The following is a 15,277-nucleotide window of genomic DNA, read 5'->3' as shown; positions in this document are numbered from 1 at the left end:
GCTGCGGTAGAGGGGTTCCACGACGGTTCCTTCAGATCTCGGGGCGGACGTCGAAGCGCTCGAAGTAGAACGCGAACCGCGACCGCAGGTCATCGGGCTCGACACCGAAGTGCCGCCTCAGGTCGTAGGGGATGCGGCCCTTGGCGCCGCGGCGGTTGTCGTCGATGTAGGCGCCGAATCGCTTGGCCACCTTGGGCGGGACGTCGATACCCGCTTGCCCGTAGAGCGCGGTGAGTACCGGCATCTCGTTGCCGTTGAGGTGATGGAAACCGATGTCGACGCTGCGGTCGGCGGGCACCAGATCCCGGTCCCGCACGCATGCGCTGAGCAGGCGGTGGATCCGGTCACTCCAGTAGTCGACCAGCCAGTCCGGGTCGATGCTGGTGCGGCGTAGTCGATCCGAGTACGCCATCATCGTGATCGCCGATTGGATCACCGCGACCGGGTCACGATGGGTGAAGGCGACGGTGGCATCGGGGAAGGTGGTCATCAGCGGACCGAGCTGTTCGGCGTGCTGTGGTGATTTGAGCACCCAGGTGCGCGGCCCACGCAGAAAGGTCAGCGCCTGCAGGATCTTCTTCAGGTAAGCGTAGTGGCGGACCTGGTCGAGGCCGAGGTAGAAGTCCCGCCAGCCCGGCACGCGGGCGTGCCATTCGAGGACATAGCCGGCCATGTCGAGGTCGAGGAGTTCGACCTCCTCTTCGATGGCCTCGGGGAATCGGTCGTGCATCGCCGCGACGTACGGGGTGCTGGCCATCAGTGCCTCGTGCTCGGCCTTGACGCGGGTGTAGCGGGGATCGACACCGAACACGTCGGGTCCCTGCCCGAGCGCAGGGATCGGATCCTCGGCCTCCCAATACGGCAGGGCGCGCCTGCGCCGATCCTGGGCGATCAAGTTGACCAGGTGAGTGGTGCCCGAGCGCGGCATGCCGACCACGATCAGCGGCCGCTCGATCGGGATGGATTCGATCTCGGGGTAGCGCTTGAGCAGGTCGGTCAGCGACAGCCGGTTGCGGATCTTACGAATCACCCTGGCGCGCAGGCTACTTCGGATCAGCTGGCGCAACCCGGTGTCGGACTCGATGGCCGCCACATGGGCGGCCAGCCGGTCGGCGAAACCATCGTCGTCGGCCAGGTCATCGCTGCCTGCCTGCTGCACCGCTTGGGCGAGCATCTCGTCGATGTCGAAGGTGACGTGCTGCGACTCGGTGTAGTCGAGGATCTGCCGCTGCGTGTCGGTCAGCACCGGGTCGGTGAGGTCGTCGAGGTTCAGAGTCTCCAGTGCTGACCGCGTCGCCATGACCACGCACCTTAATCCCCGGTGCGGCTCCCGGTCGGGGGTTCTCGCTGGCCGGGATCAGGCCCAACCGTCGGCGCGCCAGCAGACCCAGTCGATCTCGACCAGGGCACCCACGGCCAGACCCGTCGTTCCGACGCAGGTTCGGCTCGGCAGCCGGTCCGGGAACCACGGCGCGTAGGCGGCATTGAAGGCGGCGTAGTCGTCCCAGTCGAGCAGAAACGCCCGCACCGAGACCACGTCGGCCAGGCCACCGCCACACAGTTCGGTGACCCGCAACAGGTTGGTCAGTACCTGATCGGTCTGGGTCGCGACATCCTCACCGACCACCGTGCCGCTGGTGTCGGTTGGCATCTGGCCGGTGACGTAGAGGGTTTGGCCTGCGGCGGTCGCGTGGGCGAACGGCGCCACCGCGGGGGGAACACCGTCGGCCGGGGTGAACGTGAACGCCCGAATACCGGTCATGCAGCGGGATTCTGCCACCGTGGGAAACAACGCTTGTCGATTCGGCCGTGGACGCCCTGACGCTGGTCGACCACCTGGGTCACGGTGAAGTCCACCGCCACCGACATGAACGAGTACGCGTCGGCGCGCGACAACCCGAAGTGACAACGCAGCAGCTGCAGTGTGCGCAGCGTCGCGCATTTCATCGCCGCGTCCAGGCTCTCGCCGAAGCCGTGCACCAGCAGTTCGGTCGCGGTCTCCAGGACCGGGACGGTGAACGGCAGATCGCGGCGAATCGTCAAGCGCAACAACCCGTTCAACGACGACTCCAGCGCGGTTCCGCTGACTTCACCGTCGCCTTGTGAGACATGCGGGTCGCCGACCGAGAGCAGCGCGCCGGGCACCTGGACGGGGTAGTACATCCGGCCGCCCGCACCGATGCGCCAGTTGTCGACGTTGCCGCCGTGATCGCCCGGTGGCACCGAGGAGACGCGCACCGGATCGGCCGGCGCCACACCCATGGTGCCGAAGTGTGGCCGCAGTGGCACCACGACTCCCGGCAGCGCGGGCTCGCGGGTCGCGGGGTCGGGTGCCACGATCGTGCCCGGCTCGTTGGCCAGCGGGGTCGCCGTCCAGTCGTAACCGAACAGTGCCCGTCCCAGCAGCGCGTTGACATCGAGTTCGTAGATGGTGACCCGTTCCACGGGGATCTCGTCGTAGAGGTAACCCCAGTGCCCGGCCAGGTTGGATCCGTATGGCAGGCGTGGGGTGGCTTCCAGGATGTCGACCTGGAGCACGTCACCCGGTCGGGCGCCGGTCACGGCGATCGGTCCGGTGAGGATGTGCGGTCCCGGTCCGCGGTCCTCGACGTCGGCGAACACCCGTGAAATGCCCTCGTCCATCAGCAGATCGGGGGCGTCGCCGGCATGATGGGTCAGCGTCTCGATCGCCACCAAATCACCGGATTCGACGGTCAGTGCGGGCGCCTGCCGAGGGTCGAAGAAGCCCCACTGCACCGTCTGCGCGGTCGCCGGGAGGTGGTGGGATGCCATAAGCGACAGATCATGCCAGCAGCCCGGCCCGGGCGCGCGCCGAAGAATTACCCTGCGTGATAGCGCCGCTCGGGCCGCCCCGCCCCGTACTGCAATCGCAGTCCCACCGCACCGGTGGTGAGGAAGTGTTCGAGGTAGCGGCGCGCACTGACCCGGGAGATGCCCACCAGATCAGCGCATTCGGCTGCCGACAGCTCGCCTGCTCCGCGGACAGCGTCGAGGACCAGCCGCGCGGTCTCGGCGCCGAGCCCCTTGGGCATCGGCGGTGAGTCGCCCGAGGATGGGGCGTGTCCGAACAGGGTGTCGACGAAGTTCTGGTCGATGCCACGGTCTGCGCCGAGGGCATCGGCGCGGGCGGCGAATGCCACCACTTTGGTTCTCAACTGGTCGAATTCGAACGGCTTGATCAGATAATCGGCGGCGCCACCGTCGAGAGCGCCGCTGACGGTGTCCAATTCCCGTGCGGCGGTGATCATGATGACCCCCACCGGATCACCTTCGGCACGCAAGGTCTGCAGCACCTGCAGGCCGGTCATGTCGGGGAGGTAGACGTCGAGCAGGATCAGATCCGGGCGCACGGTGCGGGCGGCATCCAGTGCGGCGGCGCCGGTATGCGCCACCCCGACGGTGTGGAATCCCTCGATGCGGTCGACGAAGCGCCGGTGGATGTCGGCGACCATGAAATCGTCGTCGACGACCAGCACCTCACGCATGACTCACCGACTCGACCCGCGGCAGCCGGGCGACGAACAAGGCGCCGCCGCCGTCGGCGTCGTGCACCTCGGCGGTCCCGCCGTGCTGCGCGGTGATCAGCCGCACCAAGGCCAGGCCGATACCGCGACCGCCGGGAACATCCGGTTTCGACGTCACACCCCTGGAGAAGATCTGGCTGCGATGTGCTTGCGGCACACCGGGTCCGGAGTCGGCGACCTCGATGGTCAGGCCGTCGGCGTCGTCGATCCTGACCTCGACGCGCGAGGCGGCGGTGCCCTCGGATACGTCGACGGCATTGTCGATCAGGTTCCCCAGCACGGTGATGACGTCAGTCGCCAGCGCCGGGCTCAGCGCCGCCAGGTGCGAGTCGTCGGCCAGGTGCAGCGCCACGCCACTCTCGGCGGCCAGTGTGGTCTTCGCGATCAGCAGCGCGGCCACGGCAGGATCCGAAATATGCTGTGTCACAGCGGCATCGATCTCGGCCCGGCGGCGGGTCAACGCGCCCACCAGATCCCGCACCGAGTCGTACTCGCCGAGCTGGACCAGCCCGGAGATGGTGTGCAGTTGGTTGGCGAATTCGTGGGTCTGCGCTCGCAGGGTGTCGGTGACGCTCTTGTGTGAGGACAGCTGGCCCTGCATCGACGCCAGCTCGGTGCTGTCGCGCATGGTGGTGACCGTACCGATGCGCTGACCCTGGCTGGTCGCCGCCCGCCGGTTGAGCGCCAGCACCCGATTCGGCGTGGCGATGACCACGTCGTGGCCGTCCTCGCCGGAGACCAGGAAGTCGGCAACGGCCGGATCGATGCCGGCGTCGCGGACCCGGCGGTTGACCGCGTCGGCGCCGATCCCCAGCAATTCCTGCGCGCTGTCGTTGACCACCGTGATCACCCCGTCGGTGTTCACCCCGATCACACCCTCACGAATGCTGTGCAGCAACGCTTCTCGATGTTCGGCCAGCCCGGCGATCTCGGCGACCTCCAGACCTCGGGTGTGCCGTTTGATCCGACGCGACAACAACCACGAGGCGATCAGGCCCAGCGCCGCTCCCAGGCCGAGGTAGGCCAGCAGCCGCTCACCCGCTCCGCTGAGCAGTTGCCAGACCGAGGGGTAGGGCTCGCTGACCGACACCACCGACAGCACCGCCCCGTCGGTGGACAGGATGGGGACTTGGCCGGCCAACGTGTGGCGGCCGTCGATGTCGAGGTCGCCGAACCAGGCTCTGCCCTCGACGACCCGACTGGGGCCGAAGTCCGCGGTGCGGCCCACCCGTGACGGGTCGGTGGACACTCGCACGCGCCCGGATGGGTCGATGATCTCGGCGAGCCCGGCCCCGGACAGCGCCACCGCGCGGTCGACATCCGGCGCCAGGATTTGGGACGCGAAGGGATCGGAGTACCGGTCCCGCACGAGCGGTGTGGACGCCACGTTCTCGGCGACCGCGATCATCCGCTGCCCGCGCACGTCGCGGAACTCCTTGGTCGACTGGGCGATCGACACCGCGCCCACCGCGACCAGCACGACCGCCACCACGAGCAATTGGAAGGCGAGGAACTGGCCCGCGAGGCTACGGCCGCTACGTACCAGCGATGACCACAACGACCACAACTTCCTCTGCGTCCGAAAGAGTGACTGCCGTCACTTCCTCGACCAGTATTGCTGAACATCACATGTGGACGAACTCTTCCCACCAGGAAACGGGGTCGACGAATGGTGCGACGACGCACGAAGCGGTTCGCGGTGATCGCCACCGTACTGGCCGTGACCCTGCTGCTCGCCGGGTGCGGCGTGACGCGGGGCGACGACCCGTCCGGTCTGCACCGGCTGCGGATGATGGTGCCGAACAGCCCCGGTGGCGGCTACGACCTGACCGCGCGCACGGCAGTGAAGATCATGGAGGACCGCGACATCACCGGCCGCGTCGAGGTGTTCAACGTCCTCGGCGCCGGCGGCACGGTCGCGATGGCACGGCTGATGAATGAGCGCGGCAACAACGACCTGATGATGACGATGGGCCTGGGGGTCGTCGGCGCCACCTACACCAACGGTTCCAAGGTCAAAGCCTCCGATGCGACAGCGATCGCCAAGCTGATCGAGGACCCGGGCGCGATCTTCGTGCCGGCCGATTCGCCGTTCAAGACGGTGCAGGACTTCGTCACCGCCTGGAAGGCCGATCCGAGCACGATGACGATCGGTGGGGGATCCTCCCCGGGCGGGCCCGATCACCTGTTCCCGATGGAAGTCGCCAAGAAGGTCGGCGTCGACCCGAGACAGGTCAACTTCATCACCTACGACGGCGGCGGAGACCTGCTGACCGCGCTGCTGGGCAAGAAGATCACCGCGGGAACCTCCAGCCCCGGTGAGCTCATAGACCAGATCGAGGCAGGTCAGCTGCGGGTGCTCGCGGTGTCCAGCGAGCAACGCGTCCAGGGCATCGATGCGCCGACGCTCAAGGAGTCCGGCATCGATCTGACCTTCGCCAACTGGCGCGGTGTCCTTGCGCCGCCGGGTATTTCGGACAGCGCCAAGAACGACATGGTCAACGCGCTCGAAGAGATGCATGGCACGACGGAATGGAAAGAGGCGTTGGCCAAGAACGGGTGGACGGACGCCTTCGTGACCGGTGCGCAGTTCGAACAATTTCTCAAAGACCAGGACAACCGGGTCTCGTCGACGCTGACCGAATTGGGGCTGCTGTGAGCATTGATGAGAAACACGCACAGCCGGACAGCCGGTCCGATTATGCGCAGTACATCGTGGTCGCCGTCCTGGCGATCGTCGGCGGATTCCTGGTCTACAGCGGACTGACCCTGGACGAGGGTTTCGCCAAGGTGGATCCCGTTGGGCCCAAGTTCTTTCCGTTGGTCATCGGGGTGGCCGCACTGGTGCTGGCGGTGATCCTGGCTGTCGCCATCCCGCGGGGCAGCAAGGGCGAGGCCGACGCGGGCGAGGACATCGATCCCGAAGCGCCGGGGGACTGGCGCACCGTCGGACTGCTCGTCGCGCTGTTCGTCGCGATGATCCTGTTGGTCAACCCGGTGGGCTGGGTGATCACCAGTGCGCTGTTCTTCGCCGGTGCGGCAACGATTCTGGGTGCCAAGCACTACGTGCGCAACATCGTCATCGGTGTCGTCCTCGCACTGGCCAGCTTCTACGCGTTCTATTCCGGGCTCGGAATCCCGCTGCCCGCAGGCATCTTGGACGGGATTCTGTAGATGGACAACGTCAACTGGCTGCTGCAGGGGTTCGCCGAGGCGGCGACCCCGATGAACCTGCTCTACGCCGTGATCGGGGTGCTGTTGGGCACCGCGGTCGGGGTGCTGCCCGGCATCGGACCCGCCATGACGGTGGCGCTGCTGCTGCCCATCACCTACAACGTCAGCCCGAGTGCGGCGTTCATCATGTTCGCGGGCATCTTCTACGGCGGCATGTACGGCGGATCCACCACGTCGATCCTGCTGAACACCCCGGGGGAGTCGTCGTCGGTGATCACCGCCATCGAGGGCAACAAGATGGCGAAAGCGGGCCGGGCCGCGCAGGCACTGGCCACCGCGGCGATCGGCTCGTTCGTCGCGGGCAGTATCGGTACCGCACTGCTGGCCGCGTTCGCGCCCGCGATCTCGCGGTTCGCCGTCACCCTCGGCGCGCCGTCGTATCTGGCGATCATGCTCTTCGCGCTGGTGGCGGTCACCGCGGTGCTGGGGTCGTCGAAGCTGCGCGGCGCCATCTCGCTGGTGCTCGGCCTGGCGATCGGCATCGTCGGCATCGACTTCCTGACCGGGCAGCCCCGGGCCACGTTCGGTATCCCGCAACTGTCCGACGGTATCGACATCGTGGTGATCGCCGTCGCGATTTTCGCCGTGGGAGAGGCACTCTGGGTGGCCGCGCATCTACGGCGCAGGCCAGCCGACGTGATTCCGGTCGGGCGGCCGTGGATGGGCCGCGATGACTGGCGGCGGTCCTGGAAGCCGTGGCTGCGCGGCACCGCGTTCGGGTTTCCGTTCGGTGCGCTCCCCGCGGGCGGCGCCGAGTTGCCCACCTTCCTGAGCTACATCACCGAGAAGAAGTTGTCCAAGCATCCGGAGGAGTTCGGCAAGGGCGCCATCGAAGGGGTGGCCGGACCCGAGGCCGCCAACAATGCCTCCGCCGCAGGCACTCTGGTGCCGATGCTGTCGTTGGGCCTGCCGACCAACGCCACCGCCGCGGTGATGCTCACCGCGTTTGTCTCCTACGGCATCCAGCCCGGGCCAACGCTGTTCAGCAAGGAACCGCTGCTGATCTGGACGCTGATCGCCAGCTTGTTCATCGGCAACTTCCTGCTGCTGGTGCTCAACCTGCCGCTGGCGCCGCTGTGGGCAAAGCTGCTGCGCACGCCGCGGCCGTACCTGTATGCCGGCATTCTGTTCTTCGCCACGCTCGGGGCGTTCGCGGTGAACATCCAGCCGCTGGATCTGGCATTGCTGCTGCTGTTCGGTGTTCTCGGACTGATGATGCGCCGGTTCGGGCTTCCAGTGCTGCCGCTGATCATCGGCGTCATTTTGGGTCCGCGCATCGAACGTCAGCTGCGCCAGAGCCTGCAGCTCGGCGGTGGAGACTGGTCGAACCTGTTCACCGAGCCGGTCGCGATCGTCACCTACGTATGTATGGCCGTGCTGCTGATCATCCCGCTGGTGCTGAGGCTGCTGCACCGCGACGAAGAGACGCTGCTGGTGGTCGAGGACGACAAGGATCAGAGAGAGAAGGCGCAGACGTCATGATCGTCGTGGGATACACCAACGACCAGCACGGCCTGGCGGCGGTGGATGCCGGCATCGCCGAGGCCACCCTGCGCAACACGGACCTGCTGGTGATCAACTCGACGCCGGGGGACTCCTACGTCGACGCCGCGTTCGCCCAGCCCGGGCAGGTGCACACCATCACCGAACGCCTGCGCGAGAGCGGGGTGCGCTACGAGCTGTCGCAGCCGGTCGGGGTGTACGCCGCCGACGCGCTGCTGCAGGCGATGGAGCGCCCCGATGCCGAGCTGCTGGTGATCGGTCTGCGGCACCGCAACCCTGTCGGCAAACTGCTCCTCGGCAGCGTCGCGCAACAAGTGCTGATGGAGTGCCCGAAACCTGTCCTCGCGGTCAAGGCTGGCTAATACCGAATAATAGATGTCATGGACATCAGCGGTTCGGTCTGGTTCATCACGTGCGCAGTCATCCTCGGGCTGTTCGTGTTCGACTTCTTCGCCCACGTGCGGGTGCCGCACGAACCGACGTTCAAAGAGTCCGCGATCTGGTCGTCGGTGTACATCGGCCTGGCGATTGCGTTCGGATTCGTCGTGTGGTGGCTGTGGGGCGGGACGTTCGCCGGCGAGTACTTCGCCGGGTACGTCACCGAGAAGGCGCTGTCCGTCGACAACCTCTTCGTGTTCACGATCATCATGGCCACGTTCGCGGTGCCGCGGCAGTTCCAGCAGAAGCTGCTGCTGATCGGGATCGTGCTGGCGCTGGTGATGCGGGCCGGGTTCATCGCCATCGGTGCCGCGGCCATCAGCACGTTCAGCTGGGTGTTCTACCTTTTCGGGCTCTTTTTGGTGCTCACCGCGATCAAGCTGGCGAAAGAGGCCGGTCACGAGAAGGAGGTCGAAGAGAAGCGCGACAGCCGCATCATCGCCCTGGTGCGGCGTCTGGTCCCGACGACCGAGGACTACGACGGAGACAAGTTCCTCACCAAGGTCGACGGTAGCCGCGCCGTCACACCGATGTTGTTGGCGCTGATCGCAATTGGCTTCACCGACGTGCTGTTCGCACTCGACTCGATCCCGGCGATCTACGGGCTGACCGAGCAGCCCTACATCGTGTTCACCGCCAATGCGTTCGCCTTGATGGGGTTGCGGCAGCTGTACTTCCTGATCGGCGGTCTGCTGGACCGCCTGGTGTACCTGTCTTACGGGCTGGCGCTGATCCTGGCGTTCATCGGCGTCAAGCTGGTGCTGCACGCCCTGCACGAGAACACCCTGCCGTTCATCAACGGCGGCGAACACGTCATGGTCCCCGAGATCTCGACGGGCATGTCGATCAGCGTGATCGGGGTGGTGCTGCTGGTGACGACCCTGGCGAGCCTGATCAAGACGCGGGGACGCACGAGCACGCCTGATTCGGTATCGGACTAACTCGCCGAACGGGAGGCCGCAGTCGGCTTTGCCGCCGCGCGTGCCACTCGTACGCCGTACGCAACCGCGCTCGCCCCGAACAGCGCTGCCGTCAGCAGGAGCCAGCGTCCTAGATAGGGAGCTTGGGTCAAACCGGTGGCCGCATGAAAGTTCGATGCGCCCTGCTCGATGATGCCGGGCAGGAAGACGACCAACGTCAACGCCGCACCCATCAGAGGCACACGTACGTAGTTGATCAGAGGTACACGGCTCGTGGTGGTGGCACGACGGTGACGGCGTGCGGCCACCAGAAAGCGATCGACGAGCGAATAGACCGGGAACAACACCAGATCGTGAGCGACGATGGCGGCGGCGAACCAGACCGCGATGGACTGCCACCAGGTGGTGGGGTTCCACAGCTGTGCAGGACCCACGGTGACGAGAACATAAGTGAATAACGCGAATCCGGCTGTCAAGGTGAGCAGATGGAACGGATGCGAGCCATAGACCTCGCGGAACACCGATGGGAACGAGGACATGTCACCCCGCCCTGAAATCGATCGTCGTGACCCACTTGGTGCTGTGCACGCCGGGCAGGGCAGGGACGATGATGCGCGCCGGGTACCCATGATCGGGGGACAGGTCGGCACCGTTGACTTTCAGCGCCAACAACGAATCCTGGGCCGACACCTGATTTGCTTGGAGCGTCGCCTGGTTGAAGCCGTACCGCTCGAGGGAACGGACGTAGGCCGAGACCGGATTGGGCACCCCGGCCAACACGGCCAGATTGCGCAGCGGTACGCCTGTCCAGCGCTGGGTGCTCGACCAGCCCTCCACACAGGCGATCGGCAAGGTGGCGGTGTGTTGCGTCATCGCCAGCAGCGCAGCACGATCGAGCACCACCGCACGCGGTCCGCCGGTCAAGGTGAGCCGCCAGGCGTCGCCTGTGGCGCGCGGATCGATCAGCGATGCGGCGAAAGTCTTGTTCACTTCGAAGTCGTTGGGCCCGTTGCCCAGGTCCCGGCCACGCGGCAGGAGAAGCGCCAGATGCCGCGTGAACCCGCCGATCGTCTGCCCGGCGGTGATCACCGCCATGAACACCGCGCCGGAGCCGACGAGAAGCAGTGCACCGCGTCGGCTCATTGTCGCAGGCGCCGGGTCAACAGCGACCAGCCCGTCGGGATCCGTTGGTTCCGGCCAGGTTTCGGCTGTCGAGGTGGCCAGCACCTGACGAAACGGTAGCGAGCGCAGACCGGCCCACATCTTCGGGAGCTTGATGGCAAGGTGGACGAGGAATCCCGCGATGAAGACCCAGGCACCGAAATAGTGCGCGGTGTAGAAGCTGAACCCGAAGATGTAGTCGTACTGGATGTTCAGTACGCCGGTCACAATTTCGAAGAGGATCCCGCCGACCAGCATGATCAGCGACAGGCGTTCGAGCAGCTGGGCCAGCGATCGCGAGGGCGGCCAGGAGAAGAAGCGCGGGATCACCGACCACAACTTCGCCAAGATGACCGGGATCAGAATCAGGCCCAGTCCCACATGCAGACCCTGGGTGAGCCGATACAACCAGGACGGGTCGGTCGGCCAGTTGAATGTCGGTAGTTTCAGCAACCCGACATCGACGGGAATCGCCTGTCCGAACTGGGGACCGTAGGCGATGTACGAGAGCAGGCCGGTGATGATGACTACCGGCAGGGTGATCAGCAGAACCAAGCCGAGTACCGAGGTCAACCACGGGCCACGCAGCGGGCTACGCCATCGGCGGAGATGGTGGGCGCCGGGTGGCGGATGCTTGTCCATAGTGCGCCACAACGCTCTTGGGAAACCGTAACCGCCGGTGTCGGCGGGCGGTTCGTCGCGGTCGTCGCCGTCCATGTGTACTAGTTGCCGATCGGGCAGGAGAGGTCTACGTAGGCCACGCCGGGGTTGGCGGGATCCATGCGCATCGTCAGAGCGCCGTCGGCCATCATCATGACGGTCAGGCCGTGCACGCCGTTGACGGTGCACCGGGACAGCGGCATGGTCGTCGAGGGTCCGTTGAACTGCACGCTGTAGCCCTGGTCTTGCAGAGCTTTGACAACGTCTGCCGCCGATCCGCTGGTGATCGGGACGGCCGTCGCAATGCCTGCAGCGCATAAACCTACGCCAACGGCGAGGCCGAGCGCGGCAGCGGGAAGGGCGATCTTCACGGGGAACTCCTGCGGGTCGTGCGCCGTGTTGGCCGAGGCGCGAGATGGTACGACCTTGAGTCACACGCGAAGACGGATGCGTTACACCGATGCGCAGACGCGGTCAGCGCCAGTCGCGGAACGCGTTGAGCAGCTTGGCCCGGAAGTCAGGATCGACGTGTTCATGGCTGATTCGGCCGACCGTCTCGATGGTGACCCGGAATTGCTGCAGGTAGTTCTCGCACCCGTCGCAGTCGAGTAGGTGCATGTCGAAGCGTGACCTGGTCGTCGGGTCCAGCGATCCGTCGAGGTATGCGGTGACGAGTTCGACCAACTCGCTGCAGTCCATGCCCTCGGCGTTCATCGCGCCCCCCGCACGTAGTCCTCGAGCGCCTGCCTGATCGCCGCGCGGCCACGATGCAGCAACACCCGCTGGTTCGCGACACTGAGGTCCAGCAGTGTGCACACCTCTCCCGAGTCGAATCCAAGCAGGTCTCTCAAGGTGACGACCATACGTTGCCGTTCGGGGAGCTTGTCCACTTCGCGACGCGCAAGATCGAGAAACTCCGCTGCCAACACACTGCCTTCGGGAGTGTCGGGAAACGGGACAGGTGCCCGGTCGTCCTTCCAATGTCCGGGCCACTCCGGGTCCCCTGCAGGACGGAATCTGTTCGGATCGACGGTGCCTCCCGCTGCGGCCACCTCGGCATCGGAATGCCGTTGATCTCGGATGCCGCGGGACTTGGCGATGTTGATCATCACCGTGAAAAGCCAAGTGCGAAGCGATGATCGGCCTTCAAACTTCTCGATGCCTTTGATCAGCGCGATCCAGGTTTCCTGAACCACCTCTTCGGCCGATTCGTGGGTGCGGACATAGCCGCGTGCCACCCGCAGCAACGCGGGAGTGTAGCGATCGACGAGCCGGGCGAAGGATTGCTCGTCGCCCGCCCGCAGTGCTGCGACGAGTGCCGTCTCGTCGTCTTCCGTCCCGGCCATCGAGACGGAATGCTATCCGCTCAGCGGTATTCCGGATTGGCGAAATCATAGCGGCACCCCGCGTCCCAGCCCGTCCGGACGTTCCCGTAGGCCGGTACGCCGCCGGCGCTGCGCAGCAGTTGCGCCAGGTGCATCAGATTCCAGGTCATGAATGTGGTGTTGCGGTTGGTGAAGTCGTTCTCCGGGCCGCCCGAACCCGGATCGAGGTAGGACGGTCCGGGACCTGCTTCACCGATCCATCCCGCGTCGGCCTGCGGGGGAATCGTGTACCCGATGTGCTGCAGGGTATAGAGCACGTTCTGGGCACAGTGCTTCACCCCGTCCTCGTTGCCGGTGATCAGGCACCCGCCGACGCGGCCGTAGTACAGATATTGCCCGGCGTCGTTGAGCAGGTGCGAACCGCCGTAGAGCCGCTCGTGCACCTTTTTCATCACCGAGCTGTTGTCACCGAGCCAGATCGGTCCGGCCAGCACCAAAATATCAGCGGCTAGGACCTTTTCGAACAGCTCCGGCCAGTCGTCGGTGGCCCACCCGTGTTCACGCATGTCGGGCCAGACGCCGGTGGCGATGTCGTAGTCCACGGCTCGTACCACGTCGACCGCCACGCCATGTCGAGTCATGATCGAGGTGCTGATGTCGACCAAACCCTGAGTATTGCTCGGCTCGGGTGACCGTTTGAGGGTGCAGTTGATGAACAACGCGCGCAGACCGGTGAAGTCGTACTCGGGGTCACCCATCGGGCCTGCTCCTTTCGTCGCTGCTGCCACTGCAGTGCCCCGGGCGATCGAGACCGTTACACGGTTGTCTGGAGCGCCTCCCGGAGGCACTGCCGGAGCCAGCGGTGCGCACCGTCGGCGTCGTGGCGTGGATGCCAGGCCATGCTGACAGTCAACGGCGGCAGGTCAAGTGGAATCGCAAAACTGGCGAGATTCAGCGCTTCCATGGCGTAGCGGCCCAGCCCGGCCGGCATCATGGCGACGAGGTCGCTACTGCGGACCAGGAACAGACCACCGGCGGGAGTGGGTGCGCATACGACGACGCGGCGTTGCAGGCCTTGCTCGGCGAGCAGGTCGTCGACCGGTCCGCGGAGTCGTCCCCTGCGGGAGAACACGACATGCTCGGCGTCGGCGAAGCGTTTGGCGGTGACGCGTCGTTTCAGTAGGGGATGTCCCGCACGGACGACGCCGACCATCCGCTCGGTGACCAGGTCCTCAACGCGAATCTCCGGGTCCAGGTGACCGGTCTGCCCCACTTCGAGGTCGACGCCGCCGTCACGCAACGAGTGCGTGTCCTCATGACTCTCGCCGACGAACCGCAGTGTCACACCGGGCGCTTCGGTACGCACTCGCGTCAGCAACCGCTCGGCGACGGTGCTGAGCATTCCGATGTCGCCCATCTGCAACGAGAACGTACGCGACAGGCGTCGAGGATCGACGATCTCCGGTGAGGCGAAAAGTGCTCGGGCGCGGGCGATCACGTCGTGAACCTCGACCTGCATTGCGAGCGCCCGCGGTGTCGGAACCAGCTGCCTGCCTGCTCGTACCAGCACCGGGTCGTCCAGCCTGCGGCGCAACCGCCCCAGCGTGCGACTCATGGCGGGAGCAGATGTGTGCAGGCGCTCGGCGGCCAGGCCGACGCTGCGTAACTCGAGCAGCGCGTCGAGCGCCAGCAGCAGATTCATGTCGAGGTCGCTCGTGGATTCCATTTCGGATAATCCTTACCTATCAATCATGCACTGGAGGTAATGCACCCCCAAGGATACGTTGGGGTCATCGATCTGATTGGAAGGAACCCACGATGACCAACTCTCTGACAACTGCCCCGATTTCTGTTGTGCTGCAACGCCTCTTGTCGAATGAGCAGGCCGGCGACGACGCTGCGGTTGCGGCTGTTCTCGACGGCGCGAGCTCACCATGGGATCTCGACGCCGGCCAGCGTGCCGAGATGTTCAAGGACGTCTACATGTCGGTATCCGGCATCGGCGGCCGGCTGCTGTACCTGCTGGCCAGGGCTACCGGTGCGCGCAATGTGGTCGAGTACGGCACGTCGTTCGGGGTATCGACGATCCATCTAGCGAGTGCGGTCCACGACAACGGCGGCGGCCTGGTGATCACCACGGAAATGCAGCAGGACAAGGCCGACGCCGCGTTGCGGAACTTCGCGGAAGCCGGTGTCGGGGATCTGATCGAACTGCGCCTCGGCGATGCCCGCGAGACATTGGCGGACCTGCCGCACGTACCGGATCTGGTGCTGCTGGACGGCTGGCCCGATCTTGCGATCGACGTGCTGCGCGTGCTCGAACCGAACCTGCGCGCCGGCACGCTGATCCTGGTTGACGATGTGACGGCTGATTTCGGCCGCGACGTCCATGGCGCGCTGTTCGACTACCTCGGGGACGAGGCGAACGGCTACGCGACGATGACGCTGCCGATCGCCGACGGCATCGCGGTGGCTGTCCGACTGTAGGGCG

The 15,277-nt window shown here is 65.8% G+C and carries 18 protein-coding genes; 6 read left to right on the top strand and 12 right to left on the bottom strand.

All coding sequences use genetic code 11. From position 1 onward, the window contains the following. Nucleotides 1-31 precede the first annotated feature (31 nt). From G6N32_RS16305 to G6N32_RS16285, 5 genes are read right to left on the bottom strand one after another with little or no spacing between them, the layout of a single operon-like run. Nucleotides 32-1,300, bottom strand: a complete 1,269-nt coding sequence (locus G6N32_RS16305) for a sulfotransferase family protein (protein WP_115320478.1) — start codon at nt 1,298-1,300, stop codon at nt 32-34. Between the two features lie 57 nt (nt 1,301-1,357). Next, the gene (locus G6N32_RS16300; protein WP_115320477.1) at nt 1,358-1,762 is read right to left on the bottom strand and encodes a RidA family protein; all 405 of its coding nucleotides are present in this window, start codon (nt 1,760-1,762) and stop codon (nt 1,358-1,360) included. Beyond that, nucleotides 1,759-2,793 (bottom strand): acetamidase/formamidase family protein, encoded by a 1,035-nt coding sequence (locus tag G6N32_RS16295; RefSeq protein ID WP_115320476.1) that lies wholly within the window; start codon nt 2,791-2,793, stop codon nt 1,759-1,761. Before G6N32_RS16295 ends, G6N32_RS16300 begins: the two co-directional genes overlap by 4 nt. Before the next feature lie 47 nt (nt 2,794-2,840). After that, nucleotides 2,841-3,506: a response regulator gene (locus G6N32_RS16290; protein ID WP_115320475.1), complete on the bottom strand. Its 666-nt coding sequence runs from the start codon at nt 3,504-3,506 to the stop codon at nt 2,841-2,843. Further along, the gene (locus tag G6N32_RS16285; protein WP_115320474.1) at nt 3,499-5,112 is read right to left on the bottom strand and encodes a sensor histidine kinase; all 1,614 of its coding nucleotides are present in this window, start codon (nt 5,110-5,112) and stop codon (nt 3,499-3,501) included. The genes G6N32_RS16290 and G6N32_RS16285 overlap by 8 nt, the downstream gene beginning before the upstream one ends. A 102-nt stretch (nt 5,113-5,214) precedes the next feature. Between G6N32_RS16285 and G6N32_RS16280 the strand changes: the two genes are divergently transcribed. Genes G6N32_RS16280 through G6N32_RS16260 form a run of 5 tightly spaced genes read left to right on the top strand, consistent with a single transcriptional unit; the run spans nt 5,215 to nt 9,661 of the window. Further along, a complete protein-coding gene (locus G6N32_RS16280) occupies nt 5,215-6,204 on the top strand; it encodes a Bug family tripartite tricarboxylate transporter substrate binding protein (protein ID WP_115320473.1) in 990 nt (329 codons plus the stop codon). Further along, complete coding sequence (locus tag G6N32_RS16275) at nt 6,201-6,719, top strand: tripartite tricarboxylate transporter TctB family protein (protein WP_115320472.1); 519 nt, start codon at nt 6,201-6,203, stop codon at nt 6,717-6,719. Before G6N32_RS16280 ends, G6N32_RS16275 begins: the two co-directional genes overlap by 4 nt. Then, entirely contained in the window at nt 6,720-8,261 is a 1,542-nt protein-coding gene (locus tag G6N32_RS16270) for a tripartite tricarboxylate transporter permease (protein ID WP_115320471.1), read from the top strand. After that, on the top strand, nt 8,258-8,644 hold the full coding sequence (locus tag G6N32_RS16265; RefSeq protein ID WP_115320470.1) for a universal stress protein: 387 nt from the start codon (nt 8,258-8,260) through the stop codon (nt 8,642-8,644). The genes G6N32_RS16270 and G6N32_RS16265 overlap by 4 nt, the downstream gene beginning before the upstream one ends. Nucleotides 8,645-8,662: 18 nt before the next feature. Then, nucleotides 8,663-9,661, top strand: a complete 999-nt coding sequence (locus G6N32_RS16260) for a TerC family protein (RefSeq protein ID WP_115320469.1) — start codon at nt 8,663-8,665, stop codon at nt 9,659-9,661. Here the strand turns inward: G6N32_RS16260 and G6N32_RS16255 are convergent. The 7 genes from G6N32_RS16255 to G6N32_RS16225 form a co-directional block, all read right to left on the bottom strand. After that, on the bottom strand, nt 9,658-10,179 hold the full coding sequence (locus G6N32_RS16255) for a hypothetical protein (protein WP_115320468.1): 522 nt from the start codon (nt 10,177-10,179) through the stop codon (nt 9,658-9,660). The genes G6N32_RS16260 and G6N32_RS16255 overlap by 4 nt on opposite strands. A 1-nt stretch (nt 10,180) precedes the next feature. After that, nucleotides 10,181-11,443: a molybdopterin-dependent oxidoreductase gene (locus tag G6N32_RS16250; RefSeq protein WP_232077786.1), complete on the bottom strand. Its 1,263-nt coding sequence runs from the start codon at nt 11,441-11,443 to the stop codon at nt 10,181-10,183. An 80-nt stretch (nt 11,444-11,523) separates the two neighbouring features. Beyond that, a complete protein-coding gene (locus tag G6N32_RS16245; RefSeq protein WP_115320466.1) occupies nt 11,524-11,832 on the bottom strand; it encodes a hypothetical protein in 309 nt (102 codons plus the stop codon). 103 nt (nt 11,833-11,935) lie between these two features. Continuing rightward, the gene (locus tag G6N32_RS16240; RefSeq protein ID WP_115320465.1) at nt 11,936-12,175 is read right to left on the bottom strand and encodes an anti-sigma factor family protein; all 240 of its coding nucleotides are present in this window, start codon (nt 12,173-12,175) and stop codon (nt 11,936-11,938) included. After that, entirely contained in the window at nt 12,172-12,807 is a 636-nt protein-coding gene (locus G6N32_RS16235) for an RNA polymerase sigma factor (RefSeq protein ID WP_115320464.1), read from the bottom strand. Before G6N32_RS16235 ends, G6N32_RS16240 begins: the two co-directional genes overlap by 4 nt. A 20-nt stretch (nt 12,808-12,827) precedes the next feature. Next, nucleotides 12,828-13,544 carry a flavodoxin family protein gene (locus G6N32_RS16230; protein WP_115320463.1) on the bottom strand — a complete coding sequence of 239 codons (717 nt, stop codon included), beginning with the start codon at nt 13,542-13,544 and terminating at the stop codon, nt 12,828-12,830. A 56-nt stretch (nt 13,545-13,600) separates the two neighbouring features. Beyond that, nucleotides 13,601-14,512 (bottom strand): LysR substrate-binding domain-containing protein, encoded by a 912-nt coding sequence (locus G6N32_RS16225; protein WP_115320462.1) that lies wholly within the window; start codon nt 14,510-14,512, stop codon nt 13,601-13,603. Nucleotides 14,513-14,604: 92 nt separating this feature from the next. Between G6N32_RS16225 and G6N32_RS16220 the strand changes: the two genes are divergently transcribed. After that, the gene (locus tag G6N32_RS16220) at nt 14,605-15,273 is read left to right on the top strand and encodes an O-methyltransferase (RefSeq protein ID WP_115320461.1); all 669 of its coding nucleotides are present in this window, start codon (nt 14,605-14,607) and stop codon (nt 15,271-15,273) included. The last annotated feature ends 4 nt before the right edge of the window (nt 15,274-15,277 follow it).

It is taken from the genome of Mycolicibacterium aichiense, from assembly GCF_010726245.1.
In the GTDB taxonomy this organism is placed as follows: Bacteria; Actinomycetota; Actinomycetes; order Mycobacteriales; family Mycobacteriaceae; genus Mycobacterium; species Mycobacterium aichiense.
Note: the sequence above shows the minus strand (reverse complement) of the source record. Positions and strands in the feature narration are given on the sequence as shown.

What these genes read in the sequence shown, in the direction of transcription:
- G6N32_RS16305 (WP_115320478.1), bottom strand. Translation starts at nt 1,300, where the DNA reads ATGGCGACGCGGTCAGCACTGGAGACTCTGAACCTCGACGACCTCACC.
- G6N32_RS16300 (WP_115320477.1), bottom strand. Translation starts at nt 1,762, where the DNA reads ATGACCGGTATTCGGGCGTTCACGTTCACCCCGGCCGACGGTGTTCCC.
- G6N32_RS16295 (WP_115320476.1), bottom strand. Translation starts at nt 2,793, where the DNA reads ATGGCATCCCACCACCTCCCGGCGACCGCGCAGACGGTGCAGTGGGGC.
- G6N32_RS16290 (WP_115320475.1), bottom strand. Translation starts at nt 3,506, where the DNA reads ATGCGTGAGGTGCTGGTCGTCGACGACGATTTCATGGTCGCCGACATC.
- G6N32_RS16280 (WP_115320473.1), top strand. Translation starts at nt 5,215, where the DNA reads ATGGTGCGACGACGCACGAAGCGGTTCGCGGTGATCGCCACCGTACTG.
- G6N32_RS16270 (WP_115320471.1), top strand. Translation starts at nt 6,720, where the DNA reads ATGGACAACGTCAACTGGCTGCTGCAGGGGTTCGCCGAGGCGGCGACC.
- G6N32_RS16265 (WP_115320470.1), top strand. Translation starts at nt 8,258, where the DNA reads ATGATCGTCGTGGGATACACCAACGACCAGCACGGCCTGGCGGCGGTG.
- G6N32_RS16260 (WP_115320469.1), top strand. Translation starts at nt 8,663, where the DNA reads ATGGACATCAGCGGTTCGGTCTGGTTCATCACGTGCGCAGTCATCCTC.
- G6N32_RS16255 (WP_115320468.1), bottom strand. Translation starts at nt 10,179, where the DNA reads ATGTCCTCGTTCCCATCGGTGTTCCGCGAGGTCTATGGCTCGCATCCG.
- G6N32_RS16250 (WP_232077786.1), bottom strand. Translation starts at nt 11,443, where the DNA reads ATGGACAAGCATCCGCCACCCGGCGCCCACCATCTCCGCCGATGGCGT.
- G6N32_RS16240 (WP_115320465.1), bottom strand. Translation starts at nt 12,175, where the DNA reads ATGAACGCCGAGGGCATGGACTGCAGCGAGTTGGTCGAACTCGTCACC.
- G6N32_RS16235 (WP_115320464.1), bottom strand. Translation starts at nt 12,807, where the DNA reads ATGGCCGGGACGGAAGACGACGAGACGGCACTCGTCGCAGCACTGCGG.
- G6N32_RS16230 (WP_115320463.1), bottom strand. Translation starts at nt 13,544, where the DNA reads ATGGGTGACCCCGAGTACGACTTCACCGGTCTGCGCGCGTTGTTCATC.
- G6N32_RS16225 (WP_115320462.1), bottom strand. Translation starts at nt 14,512, where the DNA reads ATGGAATCCACGAGCGACCTCGACATGAATCTGCTGCTGGCGCTCGAC.
- G6N32_RS16220 (WP_115320461.1), top strand. Translation starts at nt 14,605, where the DNA reads ATGACCAACTCTCTGACAACTGCCCCGATTTCTGTTGTGCTGCAACGC.